The 20502-nt window shown below is 69.8% G+C and carries 17 protein-coding genes and 1 pseudogene; 4 read left to right on the forward strand and 14 right to left on the reverse strand.

The genetic code is table 11. The annotated features are described in order from the left end of the window. Positions 1-5 precede the first annotated feature (5 nt). The 5 genes from gatC to ACWC5C_RS16355 form a co-directional block, all read right to left on the reverse strand. Positions 6-302: an Asp-tRNA(Asn)/Glu-tRNA(Gln) amidotransferase subunit GatC gene (gene gatC, locus ACWC5C_RS16335; RefSeq protein ID WP_358621318.1), complete on the reverse strand. Its 297-nt coding sequence runs from the start codon at positions 300-302 to the stop codon at positions 6-8. Between the two features lie 191 nt (positions 303-493). Further along, entirely contained in the window at positions 494-2587 is a 2094-nt protein-coding gene (locus ACWC5C_RS16340; protein WP_450876030.1) for a putative bifunctional diguanylate cyclase/phosphodiesterase, read from the reverse strand. A 259-nt stretch (positions 2588-2846) separates the two neighbouring features. Beyond that, entirely contained in the window at positions 2847-5057 is a 2211-nt protein-coding gene (ligA, locus tag ACWC5C_RS16345) for an NAD-dependent DNA ligase LigA (protein WP_450876031.1), read from the reverse strand. A 16-nt stretch (positions 5058-5073) separates the two neighbouring features. Then, positions 5074-6027, reverse strand: a complete 954-nt coding sequence (locus ACWC5C_RS16350; protein WP_450876160.1) for a methionine synthase — start codon at positions 6025-6027, stop codon at positions 5074-5076. Positions 6028-6113: 86 nt separating this feature from the next. Continuing rightward, positions 6114-6803: an SDR family oxidoreductase gene (locus ACWC5C_RS16355; RefSeq protein WP_385448418.1), complete on the reverse strand. Its 690-nt coding sequence runs from the start codon at positions 6801-6803 to the stop codon at positions 6114-6116. A gap of 112 nt (positions 6804-6915) precedes the next feature. On the opposite strand from ACWC5C_RS16355, the gene ACWC5C_RS16360 reads away from it, so the two are divergent. Continuing rightward, the gene (locus tag ACWC5C_RS16360; RefSeq protein ID WP_450876032.1) at positions 6916-7518 is read left to right on the forward strand and encodes an SRPBCC family protein; all 603 of its coding nucleotides are present in this window, start codon (positions 6916-6918) and stop codon (positions 7516-7518) included. 28 nt (positions 7519-7546) lie between these two features. Here ACWC5C_RS16360 and ACWC5C_RS16365 read toward each other — a convergent pair. From ACWC5C_RS16365 to ACWC5C_RS16380, 4 genes and pseudogenes are all read right to left on the reverse strand, one after another. After that, positions 7547-8214: pseudogene (locus tag ACWC5C_RS16365) on the reverse strand (RloB family protein). Positions 8215-8383: 169 nt separating this feature from the next. Beyond that, positions 8384-9667 carry an AAA family ATPase gene (locus tag ACWC5C_RS16370; RefSeq protein WP_450876033.1) on the reverse strand — a complete coding sequence of 428 codons (1284 nt, stop codon included), beginning with the start codon at positions 9665-9667 and terminating at the stop codon, positions 8384-8386. Between the two features lie 146 nt (positions 9668-9813). Then, positions 9814-10341, reverse strand: coding sequence for an LOG family protein (locus tag ACWC5C_RS16375; RefSeq protein ID WP_450876034.1), 528 nt, complete (start codon positions 10339-10341; stop codon positions 9814-9816). Positions 10342-10369: 28 nt separating this feature from the next. After that, positions 10370-10927, reverse strand: coding sequence for a hypothetical protein (locus tag ACWC5C_RS16380; protein ID WP_450876035.1), 558 nt, complete (start codon positions 10925-10927; stop codon positions 10370-10372). A 335-nt stretch (positions 10928-11262) separates the two neighbouring features. Here ACWC5C_RS16380 and ACWC5C_RS16385 point away from each other — a divergent pair, with 335 nt between their 5' ends. After that, positions 11263-11811, forward strand: coding sequence for a hypothetical protein (locus tag ACWC5C_RS16385; RefSeq protein ID WP_450876036.1), 549 nt, complete (start codon positions 11263-11265; stop codon positions 11809-11811). 234 nt (positions 11812-12045) lie between these two features. On the opposite strand, the gene ACWC5C_RS16390 is transcribed toward ACWC5C_RS16385, so the two are convergent. The 3 genes from ACWC5C_RS16390 to ACWC5C_RS16400 all read right to left on the reverse strand — a co-directional run bounded on the left by ACWC5C_RS16390 (position 12046) and on the right by ACWC5C_RS16400 (position 16011). After that, positions 12046-13695: a glycine/sarcosine N-methyltransferase gene (locus tag ACWC5C_RS16390; RefSeq protein WP_450876161.1), complete on the reverse strand. Its 1650-nt coding sequence runs from the start codon at positions 13693-13695 to the stop codon at positions 12046-12048. A gap of 200 nt (positions 13696-13895) precedes the next feature. Beyond that, a complete protein-coding gene (gene mnmA / locus ACWC5C_RS16395) occupies positions 13896-15050 on the reverse strand; it encodes a tRNA 2-thiouridine(34) synthase MnmA (RefSeq protein ID WP_450876037.1) in 1155 nt (384 codons plus the stop codon). Positions 15051-15099: 49 nt separating this feature from the next. After that, entirely contained in the window at positions 15100-16011 is a 912-nt protein-coding gene (locus ACWC5C_RS16400) for a TIGR03619 family F420-dependent LLM class oxidoreductase (protein ID WP_450876038.1), read from the reverse strand. Positions 16012-16122: 111 nt separating this feature from the next. On the opposite strand from ACWC5C_RS16400, the gene ACWC5C_RS16405 reads away from it, so the two are divergent. Further along, complete coding sequence (locus tag ACWC5C_RS16405; protein ID WP_450876039.1) at positions 16123-16842, forward strand: N-acetylmuramoyl-L-alanine amidase; 720 nt, start codon at positions 16123-16125, stop codon at positions 16840-16842. Positions 16843-16860: 18 nt separating this feature from the next. Here the strand turns inward: ACWC5C_RS16405 and ACWC5C_RS16410 are convergent, their stop codons facing one another. Both ACWC5C_RS16410 and ACWC5C_RS16415 read right to left on the reverse strand, forming a co-directional pair. Continuing rightward, the gene (locus ACWC5C_RS16410) at positions 16861-18063 is read right to left on the reverse strand and encodes a hypothetical protein (RefSeq protein WP_450876040.1); all 1203 of its coding nucleotides are present in this window, start codon (positions 18061-18063) and stop codon (positions 16861-16863) included. 328 nt (positions 18064-18391) lie between these two features. Further along, positions 18392-19561 (reverse strand): cysteine desulfurase family protein, encoded by a 1170-nt coding sequence (locus tag ACWC5C_RS16415; protein WP_450876041.1) that lies wholly within the window; start codon positions 19559-19561, stop codon positions 18392-18394. Between the two features lie 91 nt (positions 19562-19652). Here ACWC5C_RS16415 and ACWC5C_RS16420 point away from each other — a divergent pair, with 91 nt between their 5' ends. Beyond that, positions 19653-20492: an alpha/beta fold hydrolase gene (locus ACWC5C_RS16420; protein WP_450876042.1), complete on the forward strand. Its 840-nt coding sequence runs from the start codon at positions 19653-19655 to the stop codon at positions 20490-20492. Positions 20493-20502 lie beyond the last annotated feature (10 nt).

The following is a 20502-nucleotide window of genomic DNA, read 5'->3' on the forward strand; positions in this document are numbered from 1 at the left end:
GCGGGTCAGTCCTCCCCCAGGATCTGCGGCACCTTGAAACGCTGCTGCTCCTGGGCCGGGGCGCCGGACAGCGCCTCCTGCGGGGTCAGCGACGGACGGACCTCGTCCGGCCGCATGACGTTGGTCAGGGGCAGCGGGTGGGAGGTCGGCGGTACGTCTTGGTCGGCGACCTCGGAGACGCGGGCCACCGCGCCGATGATGTCGTCCAGCTGTCCGGCGAAGTGGTCTAGCTCTTCCGCCTTGAGCTCCAGACGCGCCAGCCGTGCGAGGTGGGCGACCTCCTCGCGCGTGATGCCAGGCATGCAGCGATCCTCAGGGTGAGTGTGAAGTGTTTTCCGGCCCCAATCCTATGGCGCCCCCCACACCCCGCGCGAAACGCTTTGGCTCTCACATGTTGTGGGCAGCTGTTCCGCAGGGCGGAACGGGTGGGCACAACACCACCCACCCAGCCGCACCCGGCAACGAAACCGCAAGGACCAGCACCGCTGCCGCACTACGTCACCGGCTGGTCCGCGTCTTCCTCCGCGGGGGCGGGCGTGGGCTCCTCGCGGTGCCAGCCGCTCTCGCCGCGCGCCCGCAGCCACGCCATGGTCTCGTCCGGCGGCATCGCGGCGGCCACCAGCCACCCCTGCACCGCGTCACACCCCAGATCCCGCAACCGCTCCCACGTCTCGTCGTCCTCGACGCCCTCGGCGACCACCAGCAGACCCAGCGAATGCGCGAGATCCACCGTGCAGCGCACGATCTCCGCGTCCTCGTTGTCCACGGCGAGCCGGGCCACGAACGAGCGGTCGATCTTCAGCTCACTGACCGGCAGCCGCCGCAGATGGACCAGCGACGAATACCCGGTGCCGAAGTCGTCCAGGGACATCTTCACCCCGTGCCCGGTGAGCCCGGCCAGGGTGTCGGCGGCCCGCTGCGGGTCCTCCAGCAGCACGTGCTCCGTTATCTCCAGCTGCAGCGCCCCGGCCGGGACCCCGTGCCGGGCGAGCCGCCCGGCGACGGCTCCGGCGAAGCCGGGGGTGTGGACATCGCGCGGCGAGACGTTGACGGCGACCGGCACCTCAAGACCGGCGGCGCGCCAGCGCGCGACCTGGCCGAGCGCGGTCTCCAGGACGTACTCGGTGAGCCGGGGCATCAGCCCGGAGCTCTCGGCCATGGAGATGAACTCGTCCGGCGGGACCTTCCCCCGCTCCGGGTGCACCCAGCGGACCAGCGCCTCAAGACCGGCGACATGGCCGTCGAAGCCCACCTTGGGCTGGTAGTGCAGCTCGACGTCACCCGCGTCCAGGGCGCGCCGCAGATCGCCCAGCAGACCGAGCCGGTCGGGGGTGTTGCCGTCGCGCCGCGCCTCGTACAGCTCGACGCCGCTGCGGTCCCGCTTCGCCTGGTACATGGCGACGTCCGCGCGGCGCAGCAGCCCCTCCGCGTCGAGCGCGTGGTCGGGGTAGACGGCGACCCCGGCGCTGGCCTCCAGCACCAGGGTCAGCCCGTCGAGGTCGAGCGGGGAGCCGAGGTCGCCGACCAGGACGCGGGCGCTGCGCTGGGCGCTGGTGAGCGAGTCGGTGGTGGGCAGCAGCACGGCGAACTCGTCGCCGCCGAGCCGCGCCACCTCGGCCCCGCGCGGCAGCGCCAGCCGCAGCCGCTCGGCGATCTGGAGCAGCAGCCGGTCGCCCGCGAGGTGGCCGAGGGTGTCGTTGACCGAGCGGAAGCGGTCGAGGTCGAGCAGGACGAGCGCGGTGCGGGTACCGGCGCGCTCGGCCTCGTCCAGCGCGGTCCAGGTGCGCTCCAGCAGCCACTGGCGGTTGGGCAGCCCGGTGAGCGGGTCGCGCAGCTGCTCCTCGGCGCGCACCCGGGCGATCCACAGCGTGGAGTCGAGGGCGACCAGCGGGACCGCGAACAGCGGGAGGAGCAGCGGGGTGTCCCCGGCGACGACGACGATGAGCGGGGCGATGCCGAGCAGCGCGATGCCGACGAGGGCCTGCCGCAGGAGGGCGGTGCGGGCGACGGTGGGCAGTCCGGCGCCGGGCGGGGCGAGGGAGTACCACAGCAGGCCGCGGGTGATCGCGAGGTAGACGACGGCGGCCAGGATCGTCTGAGGGATGGCGGAGACGTGCCAGGTGTCGGTGTGCCAGGGCTCTTCGACCGAGGGGGTGGTGCCGAATGCGGCGAGGGTGAGGGCGGCCGCGCCGACGCCCAGGATGTCGACCGTGCCGTGCATGACGGCCTGCCGCCAGCGGTGCCGCCTGGCCGCGCCGACCAGGACCACCACGGCGAGGCTGACGAGCATGGCGGGCATCCAGCCGTAGAGCAGGAGCGCGGCCAAGGTTAACGCGGCGCCCGATCCGGTGCCGCCCCACCAGCGGTCCCGGCCGAGGGCGACGAGATGCCCGACGATGATTCCGGTGAGGACCGCGAGCGACCAGCCCTCGGTGCCGTCGGGAAAGAGCGCATGGCCCGCGTCGAGCACTCGGAATACTCCGATGCCGAGTGCGAAAGCGGCCATGGCGACCGCGGCGGCGGGCAACGCGGGCAGCAGAAGCCGGCGCAGCCGCTGCGCCGGTGCGGCGCTTTCGGTCGGTTTCATACCCGTCCCTCTCACAGCCGGCGGTGCCAGCGCCACGGCAGGCGCACACCTTCAACAGTAGGCGGCAGAAGGGCATGGCGGGCTGCGATCGGCAGCGGTTGCCCCAATGCCGCCCGACGATCCATAACCTTCTGGTATGCGCTGTAAGGGTGATGCCCGCTGGCTGTGCCCGGGAAGTGCTCCCAGTCGTATTCCGGCCAGCTTTACGGTGCCGTAGCACCGAAGATGGCCGGACTACTGCGCCGGACGGGTGTCCGGACTACTCCTCGGACTCCTCCTCGGACTCCTCCGGAGGCCTCACGGCCGCCTCACGCGCGGCGTCGGGGCCCTGTTCGAGGAGGACGGCAAATCCGTCGTCATCGAGGACCGGCACCTTCAACTGCATGGCCTTGTCGTACTTCGATCCGGGATTGTCCCCGACGACCACGAAATCAGTCTTTTTCGAAACAGAGCCGGTGACTTTCGCACCTCGGTTCTGCAGCGCCTCCTTGGCACCGTCCCGGGTGTGCGATTCCAGCGTGCCCGTGACCACCACGGTCAGCCCCTTGAGCGGCAGCGGGCCCGCGTCCTCGGCGGCCTCCTCCTCAAGACGCACCCCGGCGCGCCGCCACTTCTCCACGATCTCGCGGTGCCAGTCCACGGCGAACCACTGCTTGACCGAGGTGGCGATGATTCCGCCGACGCCCTCGGTGGCCGCCAGCTCCTCCTCGCTGGCCTCGGCGATCCGGTCCAGCGAGCGGAATTCGCGGGCCAGCGCGGTGGCCGCGACCGGGCCGACATGACGGATCGAAAGGCCGGTGATGATCCGGGCCAGCGGGCGCTGCTTGGCGGCCTCGATATTGGCCAGCATCGCCAGGGCGTTCTTCTTCGCCTCGCCCTTCTGGGTGGCGAAGAAGGTGACGACCTTCTCCTCGCCCGTCTCCGGATCGCGCTTGGGCAGCCCGCTGTCCGGGTCCAGCACATACGACCGGATAGGCAACAGTTGTTCGATCTTGAGATCGAACAGATCGCCCTCGTCCCGCAGCGGCGGTTCGGCGGGCTCCAGCGGCTGGGTGAGGGCGGCCGCGGCGACATAACCGAGGTTCTCGATGTCCAGGGATTTCCGCCCGGCGAGATAGAAAATCCGCTCGCGCAGCTGCGCCGGGCAGGACCGGCTGTTGGGACACCGCAGATCGACGTCGCCCTCCTTGGCGGGCTGCAGCGGAGTCCCGCACTCGGGGCACGCGGCGGGCATCACGAATTCGCGCTCGCTGCCGTCCCGCAGATCGGCGACCGGGCCCAGGATTTCCGGAATGACATCGCCCGCTTTACGCAGCACGACGGTGTCACCGATCAGCACACCTTTGGCCTTGACCACGTCCTGGTTGTGCAGTGTCGCGAATTCGACCTCCGAGCCCGCGACTGTGATCGGTTCAACCACCGCATAAGGCGTCACCCGCCCCGTGCGCCCCACGCCTACCCGGATGTCGACCAGCTTGGTGTTGACCTCCTCGGGCGGGAACTTCCACGCGATCGCCCAGCGCGGCGCCCGCGAGGTGGAACCGAGCCGCCCCTGCAGCGGAATCTCGTCCAGCTTGATGACCGCGCCGTCGATCTCGTGCTCCACCGAATGACGGTGCTCGCTCTCCCCGTAATGCGCGATGAACTCGCGGACACCGTCGATCGTGTCGACCACCCGGAAGTGGGCCGCGGTCGGCAGCCCCCACTCGTGCAGCAGCTCATACGCCTGCGACAGCCGGTCGATGGCGAAGCCGTCGCGCGCGCCGATCCCGTGGACCACCATGTCCAGCGGGCGGCTCGCGGTGACCTTCGGGTCCTTCTGGCGCAGCGAACCCGCCGCCGCGTTCCTCGGGTTGGCGAACGGCGGCTTCTCCGCCTCCACCAGCCGCGCGTTCAGCTCCTCGAAGGCCTTGCGGGGCAGGAAGACCTCGCCGCGCACCTCCACCAGCGCCGGGATCCGGTCGCCCGTCAGCCGGTTGGGGATCTTGGCGATGGTCCGCACGTTCGGCGTGATGTCCTCGCCGGTGCGCCCGTCGCCCCGGGTCGCGGCGCGGGTCAGCCGCCCGTGCTCGTAGGTGAGGTTGACCGCGAGGCCGTCCACCTTCAGCTCGCACAGGAAGTGGTACGCGCCGGTGCCCAGCTCCTTGGCGATGCGGTCGGCCCAGGTGCCCAGCTCGTCATCGTCGAACGCGTTGTCCAGGCTGAGCATCCGCTCCCGGTGCTCTACCTCGGTGAACTCCGTCTCGTACGCCCCCGCGACCTTCTGGGTGGGCGAGTCGGGCGTGCGCAGCTCGGAATGCTCCTCCTCCAGCGCCTCCAGCCTGCGCAGGAGCCTGTCGAACTCCGCGTCGCTGACGATCGGGGCGTCCTTCACGTAGTACCGGAAGCGGTGCTCCTCGACCTGCTCAGCGAGCTTGGCGTGCTCATCCCGTGCCTCCGCGGGCACTGTCGACTGCTGTTCGCCGGCCACCGTGTCGTCCTCCCAGTTACTCAGGGTTGTCCGCGAGCGATCTCGCCGCCCGGACACAGTGGGCCAGCGCGGCGCGCGCGTACGCGGGCGAAGCGCCCGCGAGCCCGCACGACGGCGTGATCACCACGGACTCCGCGAGAGTCCCCGGTGACAGCCCCAGCCTGCGCCACAGCGTCCTGACACCCCCGACGCTACCGGCAGGGTCCGACAATGCGGCCTCCGTGCCGGGGACGGCGCCGACGAACAGCGCCGTTCCTCCCTCGACGGCCTCCCCGATCGTCTCTTCCTCACGCTCGGTGAGCAGCGAGAAGTCGAACGAGACCCCACTCGCCCCCGCCCGCCGCAGCAGCGCGAACGGCACGTTCGGCGCGCACGAGTGCACCACGACCGGCGCCTCGGCGGCCGCCACCAGATCCCGCAGCGCGCCCTCCACCACGCCCCGGTCCACGGCGGCGTGGGTGCGGTAGCCGCTGGCGGTACGGACGGTTCCGGTCAGCACCGCCGTCAGCGACGGCTCGTCCAGCTGCAGCACCACCTCGGCGCCGGGCACCCTGCGGCGCACCTCGGCCAGATGCGCCCGCACGCCCTCGGCCAGCGAGGCCGTCAGGTCGCGGCAGGCGCCCGGGTCGCTCAGCGCGACCTCGCCGTTCCGCAGCTCCAGGCCCGCCGCGAGGGTCCACGGCCCGACGGCCGACACCTTCAGCGGTCCGCGGCGGCCCTGGGTGAACTCCTCCAGCGCGTCCAGGTCCTCGCCCAGCCAGGACCGGGCCCGCCGGGTGTCCCGCCCCGGCCGGTCGCTGATGCGCCAGCCGCTCGGCTCCACATGGGCGTACACCTCGACGAGCATCCCGGCGGTCCGCCCGAGCATGTCCGCCCCGGGCCCCCGGTCGGGCAGCTCCGGCAGATACGGCAGGGCCTCCAATGACCCCGTGACGGTCTTGGCGGCCTCCCGCGCGTCCCCGCCCGGCATCGACCCGACGCCGGTCGCGGCTCCCGCGCCCCAGCTGTGCTTGTTGGTCTTCTCGCTCACCCCGAAAGCCTATGGGGTGACGGACCTCAGCCTCGGGGGCGGATCTGGAGGTCCGTGATCTCCGCGTCGCGGGGCAGGTCGAGCGCGGTGAGGACGGTCGTCGCCACGGTCTCGGGCGCGATCCAGCGCTCCGCGTCGTACTCCTTGCCCTCCTGCTGATGCACCTTCACCTGCATCGGCGTCGCCGTGCGCCCCGGGTAGACGGTCGTGACCCGCACCCCGTTGCCGCTCTCCTCCCAGCGCAGCGCGTCGGCCAGCGCCTTGAGGCCGTGCTTGCTGGCCGCGTACGCGCCCCACTGGGCGTTGGCGCGCAGCCCCGCGCCGGAGTTGACGAAGATGACATGGCCCTGGGCCAGCCGGAGCTGCGGCAGCAGGAGCCGGGTCAGCTCGGCGGGTGAGACGAGGTTGGCGGCGAGTTGGCGGTTCCAGGCCTTGGGGGTCAGCTCACCGATCTCGCCGAGGTCGACCACACCCGCGATGTGCAGCACCGAGTCCAGCCGCTCGGGCAGCGACTGGTGGCTCAGCGCCCACGACAGCTTCTCCGGGTCCCCCAGGTCGCCGACGACCGTACGCGCCCCCGGGAACCGCCCGGCCAGCTCCTTCGCCCGTCCGGCGTCCCGCGCCAGCAGCCACAGCTCGTCGCCCCGCTCGGCCAGCCGCTCGGCGACCGCCGTGCCGATGCCCGAACCTGCCCCAGTGATCAGATGCGTTCCCATGCCCCCAGCTTGCCGCACCTTCTCCGGCCGCACGGCATCACCCTCTTGACGCCCTGCCCGACTTTGCGTTAGAACTTCTAACGAACACAAGAACTCCTCACTGGAGGCTCCCATGCCGAGCATTCGTCCGTTACTGCGTGCTGCCATCGCCGTCACCGGCATCCTCGCGATCGCCGCCCCCGCCCAGGCCCAGACCGCGACCCCGAGCCCTTCGTCCACCTGCCGGGGCGAGGGCGTCGACCCCGGCGCGCTCATCCGCTACCGGACCGACACCGTGATCAAGGCGCCGCTCAGCACCGTCTGGAAGCTGCAGACCGACGTGGAGCGCTGGCCCGCCTGGCAGGCCCCGGTCCTCACGATGAAGCGCCTCGACCCGGGCCCCCTGCGGAAGGGTTCGCGCTTCCGCTGGACCACCCCGGCCCAGGCCACCCCGACGACCCCCGCCACGACCCTGACCATCACCTCCACCGTCCGCCAACTCCGGCCCGGCTCCTGCATCCTGTGGAAGGGTCCCGCGATCGGTGACGGGCTGCGGATCGACGAGGGCGTCCACCTGTGGACGTTCACCAAGGTCAAGGGCGGGGTGCGCGTGCACACCGAGGAGACGTGGACCGGCGACCAGGTCGAAGCCGATGTCCCCATGGCGACCGAAGCGCTCGGCGCGGGCCTCGAACAGTGGCTGCGCGACCTGAAGGCCACCGCCGAGGCCCAGTGAAGGCGAGATCAGACCGCTTCGAGGTACGTCATGAGTCGTCTTCTCCGTCGATCTCCAGCGCGGCGAGCAGCCGCCACACATCGGAGGACGGGTCACGCTTGAGGGGATCGCACCCACCGGCATGGCCGCTGTGCTTCGTCCATTCCTCGTACGACTGGGACTGCTCCAAATCGAGCGGGCCATTGTCGTCGGAGACCTTGGCCTTGCACTGCCCGTACGGGCAGGCGTTCACCAACTTGCGGGCATTGCGAATGGCGCTCTTCACCCGGCCCCGGCCCAGCAGTGACTCCGCCCGCTGTCCGTCGAGCCCCTTGCCCCGTTCACCGGAAGCCCGGTCGTAGTCCTCGAAGCCCTTGGCGTCCTTGTGCTGGCGGAGCTGCTTCTTGATCTCACCGTCGAGTCCGCTCTCCAAGCAGGTCCACGGCTTGAAGTGGAGCAGCAGCCACAGCTCGAACGACGGGTGGGACAGTGCCACCTGCACACCGTTCTCGCGGCCTTGCGCATGGCCCGCGGGATCTCGGCGTCACGGTTGTCCGCAGCGTCCCGGTCGAAGAGCACCCATTTCTCGTCGTGCGGCCCGGCCTCTTCCAGCACCCGGTCGACCGTGGCCATCGGCCGCAGGCCGCCCGCGTCCCCTACCAGCGCGAGCCTGAAGGGCGGCTTGCCCTCACGGGCGCGGTAGGCACGCTCCAGCATCTGAAGGTAGTCCTTCTCGGTCTTCTCGCCCTCGTAAGCGATGTAGACGACCCGCTGGGCTCTGTCCCATACGCACCGACCGGCCCACGAGGAGACCGAGGGGTTTCCCCCAGTTCACGCCTCCGCTTGCGCCGCCCCCCGCTCTCCTGCTGGCCTCTCCGCCCTCTGCTCACGCTGTCGCCTTCAGCTCTTTCTCCACCCGGGCCAGCTCATGCGCGATCTCTCCGGTGATCAGTTGAGGAATCCCCCCGTAGTGCCCCCGGAGATAACGGCGTTCAAGGGGCTCTTCCTTACGGGCCTTCGCCGCCGTCAGCGGATACAGCTCGGTCTCCCCGCCCCGGCTCTTGACCGTGATCCACACCTGATCCCGGTCGAGCGGGCGCTGGGCGGTCGCGTTGCCGAGCAGGGTCGCGTCATGGGTGGTGAAGATGAGCTGGGCGGCGCGTGGGTTGGCCTGCTCGTCGTGGAAAAGACGGATCACCTCGGTCGCGAGCAGCGGGTGCAGGCTGGAGTCCAGCTCATCGGCGAGGAGAGAGCCGCCCTGGCCCAGGATGTGGAAGAGCGGGCCGAGAAAGGCGAACCAGGCGTGGGTTCCCAGGGATTCCTGCTCCCAGAAGTCCAAGGGTGCCGTGCCGCCGTCCGGGGTCCGGTGCAGCAGGCGCACTTCACCACTCTCGGGGTCGCGGTCCATCCCGGTGATGCCAAGGTCCGCCACGGCGAGCAGTCTCGTCAGCCGTTCCCGCAACTTCTTCCCCTCCGCGTCAGGACGGCTGAGCTCTCTGCGCGTCCAGTGGGTGCGCACCGACACATCATCCTGAGGGGACACCAGCCACAGGTTGTCAACGAACCAGCGATGAACGGCGGAGAGCTGCGGATGGTTGAGGGTGGCCGCGACCGTAAGGAAGAGGGCATTGGGTCTGGTCAGTGCCGTGGCTTCATCCTTACGGCCACGGAGCCCGCTGCCGGGGAACTTGAATTCGCCGCCCTCATCCTCCGGCCTCCCGGCCTCCCGGTCGAACCAGACCTGACGACGCCCGGAGGGATAGGCGTGGAGCCATTCCGCTTCTACGCGCTCGTCGGACACCTCGAACCCATAGGTATAGCGGGTCGGGGTGCGACCCAGGAGCAGGTCAACCTCGAAGAGACTGGTTTCCTCGCGGGCCTCGGGGGCGAGCGCGAACGGTTCACGAGGAACGGCATCCGGCTCCTTGCCCCAGTCGGCGAAGGACTCGAGTACGGCGCTTCTCATGAATCGCAGAGCTTCCAGGGCGTTCGACTTGCCCGAGGCGTTGGCTCCGAAGATCCCGATCGCGGGCAACACGGATACGGGCTTGCCCTCAAACCGGGCGCTCGTCTCTCGGCCCGTACCGTCGTTGAACTCAGTCGCCACCAGCGACAGCTCTTGCTCGTCGCGGATCGACCGGTGATTGGCCACCCGGAAGCTGAGCAGCACAGCCATCCTCCTAGTGAGGCGGTGCCCAGATCGCCGCCTTACGCTCTCTGGTGCGGAAAACCTGCATGAGACAGCCTATGGCGCGACTACTGGATGTGCCAGATCAACGTCATTCGGGCTTGACGCACCTACCGGCGACAGCCGCGTCAGACGGCTTCCAGGTACGTCATCGCCTCCACGCCGTTCTCCGCGAAGTGAACGAGGTCGCTGAGCGGGCGCGGCAGGAAGCCCTCGGCCTCCATCCGCTGGAACTGCTGCTTCAGCCCGTCGTAAAACCCCGCCGTGTTCAGCAGCACGACCGGCTTGATGTGCAGCCCGTGCTTCTTCAGCTCCAGGATCTCCGTCGCCTCGTCCAGCGTCCCGGTCCCGCCCACCATGACCACGACCGCGTCGGCGCGGGCGAGCAGCTGCGCTTTGCGCTCGGCGAGGTCCTTGGAAACCACCATCTCGTCGGCGCCCTCCCGGGCCCGGTCCGCCAGGAACTCCACCGAGATCCCGACCAGCCGCCCGCCGTTCTGCTGCACCCCGTCGGCCATGACCTTCATCAGCCCGACGTCCGACCCGCCCCAGACGAGGGTGTGCCCGCCCTTACCGATCAGCTCGGCGAACTCGCGGGCGGGGGTGGTGTAGCGGTCGTCGAGGTCGGCGGCGGAGCAGAAGACGCAGATGTTCATGCCGGTCACTCTACGAGTCGGGCCGGACTCATTCCCGGCTCCGCGCCACGCGGATCGCGTCATACAGCGCCTCGGCGAGACGGGAGGAGAGAAAGCGGAACTCGCCGAGCGGGACCGTCGGATCGCCCAGCATCGCGCGGGCGTGGGCCAGCAGTTCGTCTCCGGTGGAGAGCTGCATGGCTTCCATCTCGTCCGCCAGGGCGGCCACGGGGCCATTGCCATCGGTGGAGAGATAGCAGGGCGGCGGCGATGCGGAGCCCGATGAGGAGCGCCCCGACGAGGCGCCCGTCGCCGAGCCGGGACCGGCGCCGACGCCGGGGCCCGAGCCGGGTGCCGGGCCCGAGCCCCGGGCCGCCGCCGTCCTCGGCTCCCTGCGCCACCGGGACGCCCGGCTCGTCCTGTCCGAGCGGGAGACCGCCACGCTGGCGCCCGCCGTCGCGGACTGGCTCGACCGTGGGGTCGGGCCGTACGAGATCGCCGAGGCGCTGACGTCCGGGCTCCCGGACCGCATCGACCGCCGTCCGGCCCGGCTGCTCGCGTACCGGCTGGCCGCCCTGCGGCCGCCCGTGCCAGCCGACGCGCCCACGCCGACCCGTCCGATCCCCTTCCAGGACTGCGACGGCTGCGACCGCCCCTTCCGCGCCCCCCCCACCCGGGCCGCTGCCGCGACTGCAGAAGAGAAGCGGCCGACTCGCCACCGCTTGCCGCGTGACCCTGAACGAACGCTTCAGCCCGAAAGAGGTACGACCGCATGCCACTCGAACCGGGCGACGCCCCGCGCTCTGCAACTGCGAACGCGGACAAGCATCCGCCGCGTACCATCGGCGAACTCCGCGAAGCCTTGCCAGCGCGTCAGCAGCGCCTTTTCGACGCAGAGTTGGCACGCACGGAGATCGAGGCTCTGCCTGCGACACTCAACCGATGCTCACCCTCGGGCTCGACGGATTCGCGGAATTCCTCCTGTCCGCACCATTCGAGGGGCTGGAATTCGGCTCACGCTCGTACGACGCCGAAACGCAACGCGACGACCTTCGCATGAGCAGCCAGCCAGTGGATCACGGCGAGCGGATCACGCCGATGCCAGCGCTCACGCTGCCTGCTTTGCGCTCCGCAGTCGCCGACTTGGCACCCAACAGACTGGCAGAACTGACCGCCGAGATGCAGCAGGCATTCGACCGCGCCGCAGCAACCGACAGCGCGGCGCCGATCCGCATGTTCTACCGCCGGTGGGGCACCGTCGTCGCCATCGAGCGAGTCCCTGAGCGAGCAGCTCGTATGCATGCAGCAGAGCAGGTCCTGCACACCAGCCGTAGGGCGGACGCTCGGCAAACCGTCCTCCACGAGATCGCGGCCATCGTGCAGGCCGCGCAACGTGAAGTCGAAGCGCTGGAGACCGATTTCGGCCAGCCGGTGCCGATCGGTGATCCGATCGACGCGACGCTCGACACCAAGGCCCTCTACACGTACTGAGGAACCACAGGCGGCGCGCACAGGGGATTCAACCGGGGATCCGGGGGCACCCGGAATGCATGACGGATCTCTTAGCCTACAAAGGGCTTGATTTCGTTCCTCTTTGGGTGTCGATCGGCATCGCCGTACTGTTTTTCATCGCCTTGGGCGTACAGGCCCGTAAGCGGAAATAACAGGCGGCCGGTGGCGGGTTGGGGCCGCCACCGGCCGTACCGGGTTACCGGAAGGTCCGGGTTACCGGGTGAAGTGGAAGATGCCCCACGTCACATGGTTCTTCCTGCCGCCCTCGACCCAGTTGGTGAGACCTTTCTTCATGTGGGCGAGGTAGTCGGCACTGACGTGTTCCGCCAGGCCTTCGGCCTCCTGGCGGCGGGTCTCCTCCAGGACCCGGGCGTAGTGCGTGATCAGGTGCTCGCGGTGCTCCTCGAAACCGGCGCCGACCTCGGTGAAGCCGAGGCGGGCCAGTTCGTGGCGGTAGAAGTCCGGGGAGCCCATGGTGTCGAGGTGGATGCGGTCCAGGATGGGCCGCAGGGCGTCCAGCGGGCAGCCGTTGGACGCCATGGGGTCGGTGAAGATGAGCTGACCGCCGGGGCGCAGGACGCGGGCGGCCTCCTCCAGGGGACGGCGGCGGTTGCCGCTGTGCAGGAACGCGTCCTGGGACCAGACGACGTCGACGCTGTTGTCCGGCAGCGGGATCCGCTCGAAGGAGCCGTCCAGCACGTCGATGATCTCGGTGAGCCCGCGCTCGGCGTTGATCGCGCGGTGCCGCTCGTTCTCCACCTCGCTGAGGTTGAGCGCGGTGACGCGGCAGCCGTAGGTCTCGGCGAGGTAGCGCGCCGAGCCGCCGAAGCCCGACCCGAGGTCGAGGACGGTGGACGCCGGGGTGAGGTCGAGGCCACCCGCCATGCGGGCGACGGTGCGCCTGCTGGCCTCGGAGATCGGCTCGTCCTCGCGCTCGTAGACACCGATGTGGATGTCTTCGCCGCCCCAGACGCGCCAGTAGAACTCGTCCGCGTCGGAGGAGTTGTAGTAGTCGCGGGCGGTTCCGACGGCCGGGGAGTATTCCCCGGACGGGTCGTCCGTCGCGATGTACTCCTTCTCCGCGACGTGGATGAAGAAGTCGGGCTGCTCCTCCCGGTAGGTGTGCTGGAAGTCGCCGTACGTCTCGATCTGCTGGAAGCCGACCTCCTGCATGAGCCGCCGCGTGTAGTCCTTGCGCAGCGGAAACATGTTGAGGTGGTAGACGGATTCGTCGGGGAAGCTGTAGCGCATACGGCACAGCCCCTCGTCGACGTGCTCCGGCTCGACTGCGACGTCCTCTCCGCAGTAGTAGTACACGTGCTTGCTGGTGTAGCCGTTATCGAGCATCGCGTCGTAGTTGCGATGGTCGAGGATGAGGACGCCGTCGTGCTTCAGCATCGCGTAGAACTCGGCGAGGGCCTTTCGGCGGTCACGCTCCGAGAAGAGGTGCGTGAAGGAGTTGCCGAGGCAGACGATGGCGTCGTACGGGCCGTGCAGATCGCGGTTGAGCCAGCGCCAGTCCGCCTGGACGACGCGGAGGATGTGTTCGCCGTGCTTGAGCCCGTTGTCGAACGCCTGGGCAAGCATTTCGGCGCTTCCATCGGCGCTCGCGGTCTCGAACCCGGCTTCAAGAAGCCGTACCGAATGAAAACCGGTCCCGGTGGCGACATCGAGGACCTTTTTTACGCCACGCTCCCGTAGGAGGTCAATGAAGAATGTTCCCTCACTTTCTGATCGCTTTTCCCAGTCGATGAGCGAGTCCCACTTTTCAACGAAGCTTGGTACATACTCCTCGGTGTAGTGATCGGTGTCCCTGACCTCGAATGGATTGTCTCCGAATTTCTGGACCGCTCGCGCAGAAATAACGAAACCTCCGGTGCTGAGACAGCGGACAACGGCACCCGTGTCCGAAGGTGCGCCTCCCCGAAGTCGCGTGATCTATGCCACCTGCGATGTCAAATTGTATGTAAATACAAAGTAACAGGGGCTGGCGAATCAGGAATACACGGCTTTATGCGAATTATGCGGGTTTTTGGCGCTTTGGCCCTGTTACGGCCGTCCTGTTACGCCTGCTGCACGGCCGGGCGGGAGCGCTCCGTCGCCGCGATCGTCGCCGAGCCCACGACGCGGGTGCCGTCGTAGAGCACGATCGCCTGGCCGGGGGCCACTCCACGGACCGGCTCGGCGAAGGAAACCCGCAGCTCACCGCCGACCGGCTCGGCCGTCACCTCGGTCTCGCCGCCGTGGGCGCGCAGCTGGGCGGTGTAGGCGCCGGGGCCGGTGGGGGCGGCGCCGCACCAGCGCGGCTTGACGGCGACCAGCGCCGAGACGTCCAGGGCCTCGACGGGTCCGACGGTGACCGTGTTGTCCACCGGGGAGATGTCCAGCACGTACCGCGGCTTGCCGTCGGCCGCCGGGTGGCCGATGCGCAGCCCCTTGCGCTGGCCGATGGTGAAGCCGTACGCGCCCTCGTGGGTGCCGAGCTTGTGGCCGCCCTCGTCCACGATGTCGCCCTCGGCGGTGCCGAGGTGACCGGCGAGGAAGCCCTGGGTGTCGCCGTCCGCGATGAAGCAGATGTCGTGGCTGTCGGGCTTCTTGGCGACGGCCAGGCCCCGCCGCTCGGCCTCGGCGCGGATCTCGTCCTTGGTGGTCAGGGTGTCGCCGAGGGGGAACATGGCGTGGGCGAGCTGGCGCTCGTCCAGCACGCCGAGGACGTACGACTGGTCCTTGGCCATGTCGCTGGCGCGGTGCAGCTCCAGCGCGCCGCTGTCGTCGCGCACGACCGTGGCGTAGTGGCCGGTGCACACGGCGTCGAAGCCGAGCGCGAGGGCCTTGTCCAGCAGCGCGGCGAACTTGATCTTCTCGTTGCAGCGCAGGCAGGGGTTGGGGGTGCGGCCAGCCTCGTACTCCGCGATGAAGTCCTCGACCACGTCCTCGCGGAACCGCTCGGCCAGGTCCCATACGTAGAACGGGATGCCGATCACGTCGGCGGCCCGGCGGGCGTCCCGCGAGTCCTCGATCGTGCAACAGCCGCGCGCGCCGGTGCGGAAGGATTGCGGGTTGGCGGAGAGCGCGAGGTGGACGCCGGTCACGTCGTGGCCCGCCTCGGCCGCCCGCGCGGCGGCGACCGCCGAGTCCACACCGCCGGACATGGCGGCGAGGACACGGAGGCGACGGCCGTCGCGGGGACCTGTGGGCGCACCGGGGAAGTCAGTCATAACGCACCCAGTTTAGTCGCCTCAATTGAGTCGGCTCAGCGGGTATTACTCAGCTCGCGCGGGCCCGCTCCAGTATGCGTTGTGCCAGGTCAAGGGCCTGCTCGACATCCTTCGCGAGATACGACAGCTCGACGAAGCAGTGGCTGAGGCCCGCCTCCCGCTCCGCCCGCGCGATCGTGGCCGCGATGTCCTCGACCGAGGCGTCGTCGTCGGGGTTGACCCGGAGGATCGCGTCGAAGCGGGCCGGATCCCGTCCCTCCCGCTCGACGGCCTCCCGCACTCCGACCAGGTTCCGGACGAGGGCGGCGATGGGGTCGCTCCCGGCGTACTTCCGGCCGACGGGCGCGATGGGCAGCCAGCCGTCGGCGCGCCGGGCGGCCCGGGTGAGCGCGGCGGGGGCGAAGGCGCCCAGGTAGACCGGCGGGTGGGGGCGGACGGCGGGCTTGAGGTCGATATGGCTGGCGGGCACGGTCCAGTGCTCGCCTCGGTACTCGACCGGATTCCGCGTCCACCAGGCGGTGAGGATGTCCAGGCATTCGTCCAGGCGGCGGCCGCGCTCGGCCATGGGGATGCCCGCCGCCTCGTACTCCTCGGGCGACCAGCCGGTGCCCAGGCCCACCAGCAGCCGCCCCGCGCTCAGCAGGTCGATGCTGGTGAGGGAGCGGGCGAGCACCGCTGGCGGGTACCAGGGCGCGTTGATGACGTTGCTGCCGAGCTGGACGCGTTCGGTGGCCGTGGCGGCGGCGGCCAGCAGGGCGAAGGGGTCCAGGGCGGAGCGGAATTCCGGAGGGATCACGTCCGTACCGGCGTAGCCGACCTTCGGGTCGACCGGGGCGAGCAGCCGGTCGCCGACCCACAGGCTGTCCGCGCCGAGGGCTTCGGCCTCCCGGGCGAACCGTGCGACGTGCTGCGGATGGTGGGCCAGCTCACCGAACTGGGGAAGGGTGAACCCGATGCGCATGGGGCGGCTCCTCGTGGGCTCGTCGTCCTCAAGGGTCTCGTGGCCCTCGGGATGCGGGCATCCTCGCCGTTAGTTCAATATTCAGCTACCCATCGGGATACGGTTCGCGCCATGATCCACGGCGGCGGAACCGAGGGCGTGGGCCCGCGCGTTGAGCCTTCCGTGAACGAGACCAACCGCGGCGTGCGCCGCCAGGTGAGCCGGCGCACGCTGCTGCTCGGCGGTACGGCGGCCGGGCTGGGCGCGGCCGGGATCGCCGGATACGCCGCGCGGGACGAGCTGAGGCATCTGTGGTGGCGGGCGCCCGGGGCGCAGCAGCCGCGCGAGGAGGGCGCGGTCGACTACCCGGGCGCGGACTGGGTGGCCGCCTCCACGGCCAACTACCGGCAGGCCGACCGGCCGTACGACTACACGGTGGACCGGGTGGTGATCCATGTCGTGCAGGGCTCGTACGAGGACGCGCTGAAGGTCTTCCGGGACCCCGGGCACCGCGCCGCGGCGCACTATGTGGTGCGCCGCGACGGGCATATAGCGCAGACGGTCCGCGAGCTGGACGTGGGGTTCCACGCGGGCAACCGCTCGTACAACGAGCGCAGCGTGGGCATCGAGCACGAGGGGTTCGTCGATCGTCCCCAGGACTTCACGGACGCCATGTACCGGTCCTCGGCCCGGCTGACCGCCGCGATCTGCGAGCGCTACGGGATGGAGCGGGACCGCGAGCACATCGTGGCCCACTCGGAGGTGCCGGGCACCGACCACACCGACCCCGGCCGCCACTGGGACTGGGACCGCTATCTGGAGCTGGTGCGGGCGGTGCGGGTCGCGAAGTGAGCGCGTTAGCGCTGCCGCTTACGCCGTGCCGAAGACGACCGCGAGCGGGCGGTCCTTGCTGTCGCTGGTGGGCCGCGTGGCCGTGTCGCTGCCGACGTAGAGCTTCTTGTCGGTGAAGAGCATCCGGGCGTCGCCGTAGGTCTCCATGTCCGACTCCACGTCCTTCATGGCGTCGGGGTTCTTCTGAACCTGCGTGACCTCGAAGGACTTGGGGTCGACGCGCACGACGCCGCCCGCCTCGCTGTACATGCTGCCCTGGTAGGCGATCAGCGAGCCGTCCTTCTCGGTGCTGATGGGGGTCAGCGACCTGCTCTCGGCCATCTTCGTGCGGCCGGTCTCCTTGCCGGTCTCGAAGTTCACGCCGGTGATCTTCTCGCCGGGGCCGCCGTCGTCCACGTCCACCTCGGAGGAGAGGTAGACCGTGCTGCTCTTCTTGTCGAGGGCCAGGTCCTTGCAGCCCTCCACGTTGACGGCGGGGCAGTCGGGCTGGAAGCCCTTGGCGAGGACGTCGATCGAGTTGATCAGCTTGCCCTGCTTGCCGCTGTCGTCGATGGTCAGGATGTCGGTGACGCCACTGCCGCCGTCGGAGTCGCCGGTGTCGGCGGCCACGACGAGGGGCGCGGTGGACAGGACGTGGGCACGCTCGAACTCCCCGTCGAGCTTGTAGGACGACAGCACCTTCCGCGTCGTCGGATCCACGGTCTGCAGCTCCAGCTTGTCGGTGCTGGATTCCAAGCTGCTGCAGCCGCGCAGCGCGACGAGCTTGCCGTCGCCGCCCGCGTAACCGTCGTCGTCGCAGTCCGCGATGTACTCCGGCTTCCACAGCGGCTTGCCGTCCAGCGACCAGGCGCCGCCGCCGCTGGTGCCTCCGGCGGCGATGGTGTTGCCGCTGATCGTGACCTCGTCGAAGTCGACGCCGTCGTTGCCCTCGGTGTCCGTGCCCTCCTTCTGCCAGACCAGCTCGCCCTTGTTCAGGTCGACCAGGCCGACCTGGGTGCATTCGGCGTCACTGCCCTTGCCGTCCTTGAACAGCACGGCGGTGCGGCCGTCCTTGGTGGTGTGCGGCGAGGCCCAGCAGATTTCCCCGTCGAGCTCTATCGTCCAGTCGGCTTTGGCACCGTCCGGAGAGTATCCGACGATTTTGTCGATATCGCCCTTCACAAAATTCTCGCCGGTCACCCACATACCCATGGAATTGGTGTCCTTGGTGACCTTCGGCATGCTGACCTTGCCAAGCGTCTTCGCCTGGGCGCCCTGGGAGGACGATCCGCCGTCCTTCCCCCCGTCGTCGCTTCCCCCACATGCGGAAAGGAATGCCAAACCGCTTACCACCACGGTCGCCAGGGCCATGCGGCCCGAACGCTGCGACATCATTGTCTCCCGTTTTCCCCGTTTTCCCCGTTTAAGAGGCCCGTGCACTTTCCGTGCATGCCGGGCCCGTTGACGGGGTAGATCCTTGCCGACCGCTCTTCACTATTTCAAGCGGAGCTTGATGTTCCGTGGGTTATGTGAAATGGCCGGGAGATCAGCGGGAATTCTGCGGTTAGTATCAGCTCAGGCCCGCGCTGCGTGCGCGCTCCACGGCCGGGCCGATCGCCTCCGCCACCGCTTCGATGTCGGCCTTGGTCGACGTATGGCCGAGCGAGAAGCGGAGCGTGCCGCGCGCCAGGTCCACGTCCGTGCCGGTGGCCAGCACGACGTGGCTGGGCTGGGCGACCCCGGCGGTGCAGGCCGAGCCCGTCGAGCACGCGATGCCGCGCGCGTCCAGCAGCAGGAGCAGCGAGTCGCCCTCGCAGCCGGGGAAGGAGAAGTGGGCGTTGGCCGGGAGGCGCCCGGCCGGATCGGGGTCGCCGCCGAGGACCGCGTCGGGGACGGCGGCGCGGACGGCGGTGATGAGCGCGTCGCGCAGGGCACCGATCTCGCGCGCGAACTCCTCGCGGTGGGTGGTGGCGTGCGTACCGGCCACGGCGAAGGCCGCTATGGCGGGGACATCGAGGGTGCCGGAGCGCACCTGGCGCTCCTGGCCGCCGCCGTGCAGGACGGGTACGGGGGCGTATTCGCGGCCCAGCAGCAGCGCGCCGATACCGTACGGGCCGCCTATCTTGTGGGCGCTGACGGTCATGGCGGACAGGCCCGAGGCGGCGAAACCGACGTCGAGCTGGCCGACCGCCTGGACGGCGTCGGCGTGCAGCGGAACGCCGTACTCCGCTGCCACGTCGGCGAGTTCGCGCACCGGCTGGATCGTGCCGATCTCGTTGTTGGCCCACATGACGGTCGCGAGGGCGACGTCCGACGGGTCGCGGGCGATCGCCTCGCGCAGCGCGTCGGGGTGGACGCGGCCGTACGGGTCGACCGGCAGCCACTCGACGCGGGCGCCCTCGTGCTCGGCGAGCCAGTCGACCGCGTCGAGCACGGCGTGGTGCTCGACGGGGCTGGCGAGCAGCCGGGTGCGGGCCGGGTCGGCGTCGCGGCGGGACCAGTAGAGCCCCTTGACGGCGAGGTTGTCGGCCTCGGTACCGCCCGAGGTGAAGACCACCTCGCTCGGGCGCGCGCCCAGGGAGTCGGCGAGGGATTCGCGCGACTCCTCGACGGTACGGCGGGCCCGCCGTCCTGCGGCGTGCAGCGAGGAGGCGTTGCCGGTGACGGCGAGCTGGGCGGTCATCGCCTGCACCGCCTCCGGGAGCATCGGGGTGGTGGCGGCGTGGTCGAGATAAACCATGGTGGGCCCGATTCTACGAGCCGTGGGGCGGGGGCGATGGCGGTGGTGGGTGGGCTTTTTTCTTCGGTAAGGAGCGTCTAGAGTTTTACTCATGACACGCTCTGACTGGGTCCTGGATCGCACCTATCGCAGCGCTTCCTCGGGCGAGGTCCGCTGGGCCGCCTTCGGCGCGGCGGACGCTCCGCCGGTGGTGCTGCTGCACGGCACGCCGTTCTCCTCGTATGTGTGGCGGGCCTTCGCGCGGGCGCTCGCCGATCGGTACCGGGTGTTCGTCTGGGACATGCCGGGCTATGGGGCCTCGGAGATGCGCGCTGGGCAGGACGTCTCGCTTGCCGCGCAGGGGCGGGTGTTCGCTGAGCTGCTCGACCACTGGGGGCTGGCGGAACCGGCCGTTGTGGCGCACGACTTCGGGGGGTGTGTCGCGCTGCGGGCGCATCTCTTGCATGGTGCGCGGTATCGGCGGCTGGCGCTGGTGGATCCGGTCGCGCTTCCGCCCTTCGGGTCCGCCGGGTATCGGCTGTTCGGCGGTCACGCCGAGGTCTTCGAGCAGCTGCCGGGGACGTTGCACCGGGCGCTGGTGCGGGAGTATGTCGGCTCGGTGGGTGGGCCCGGGCTCCACCCGGCGGTGTGGGAGCGGCTTGTCGAGCCGTGGTGTGGGGAGGTGGGGCAGCCCGCGTTCTACCGGCAGATCGCCCAGAACGATCAGCGGTTCACCGATGAGATCGAGGGGCGGTACGGGGAGATCGCGCTGCCGGTGCTGGTGTGCTGGGGCACGGATGACGCGTGGATTCCGGTTGCGCGCGGGCGTGAGTTGGCTGATCGGATTCCGGGCGCCCGGCTGCGGTTGATCGAGGGCGCCGGGCACTTGGTGCAGGAGGACGCTCCTGCGGAGCTGGCGGCGACGTTGGTCGCGTTCCTCGCCGAAGGCTGAGGGACGCCTG

Source organism: Streptomyces sp. NPDC001700, assembly GCF_053596435.1.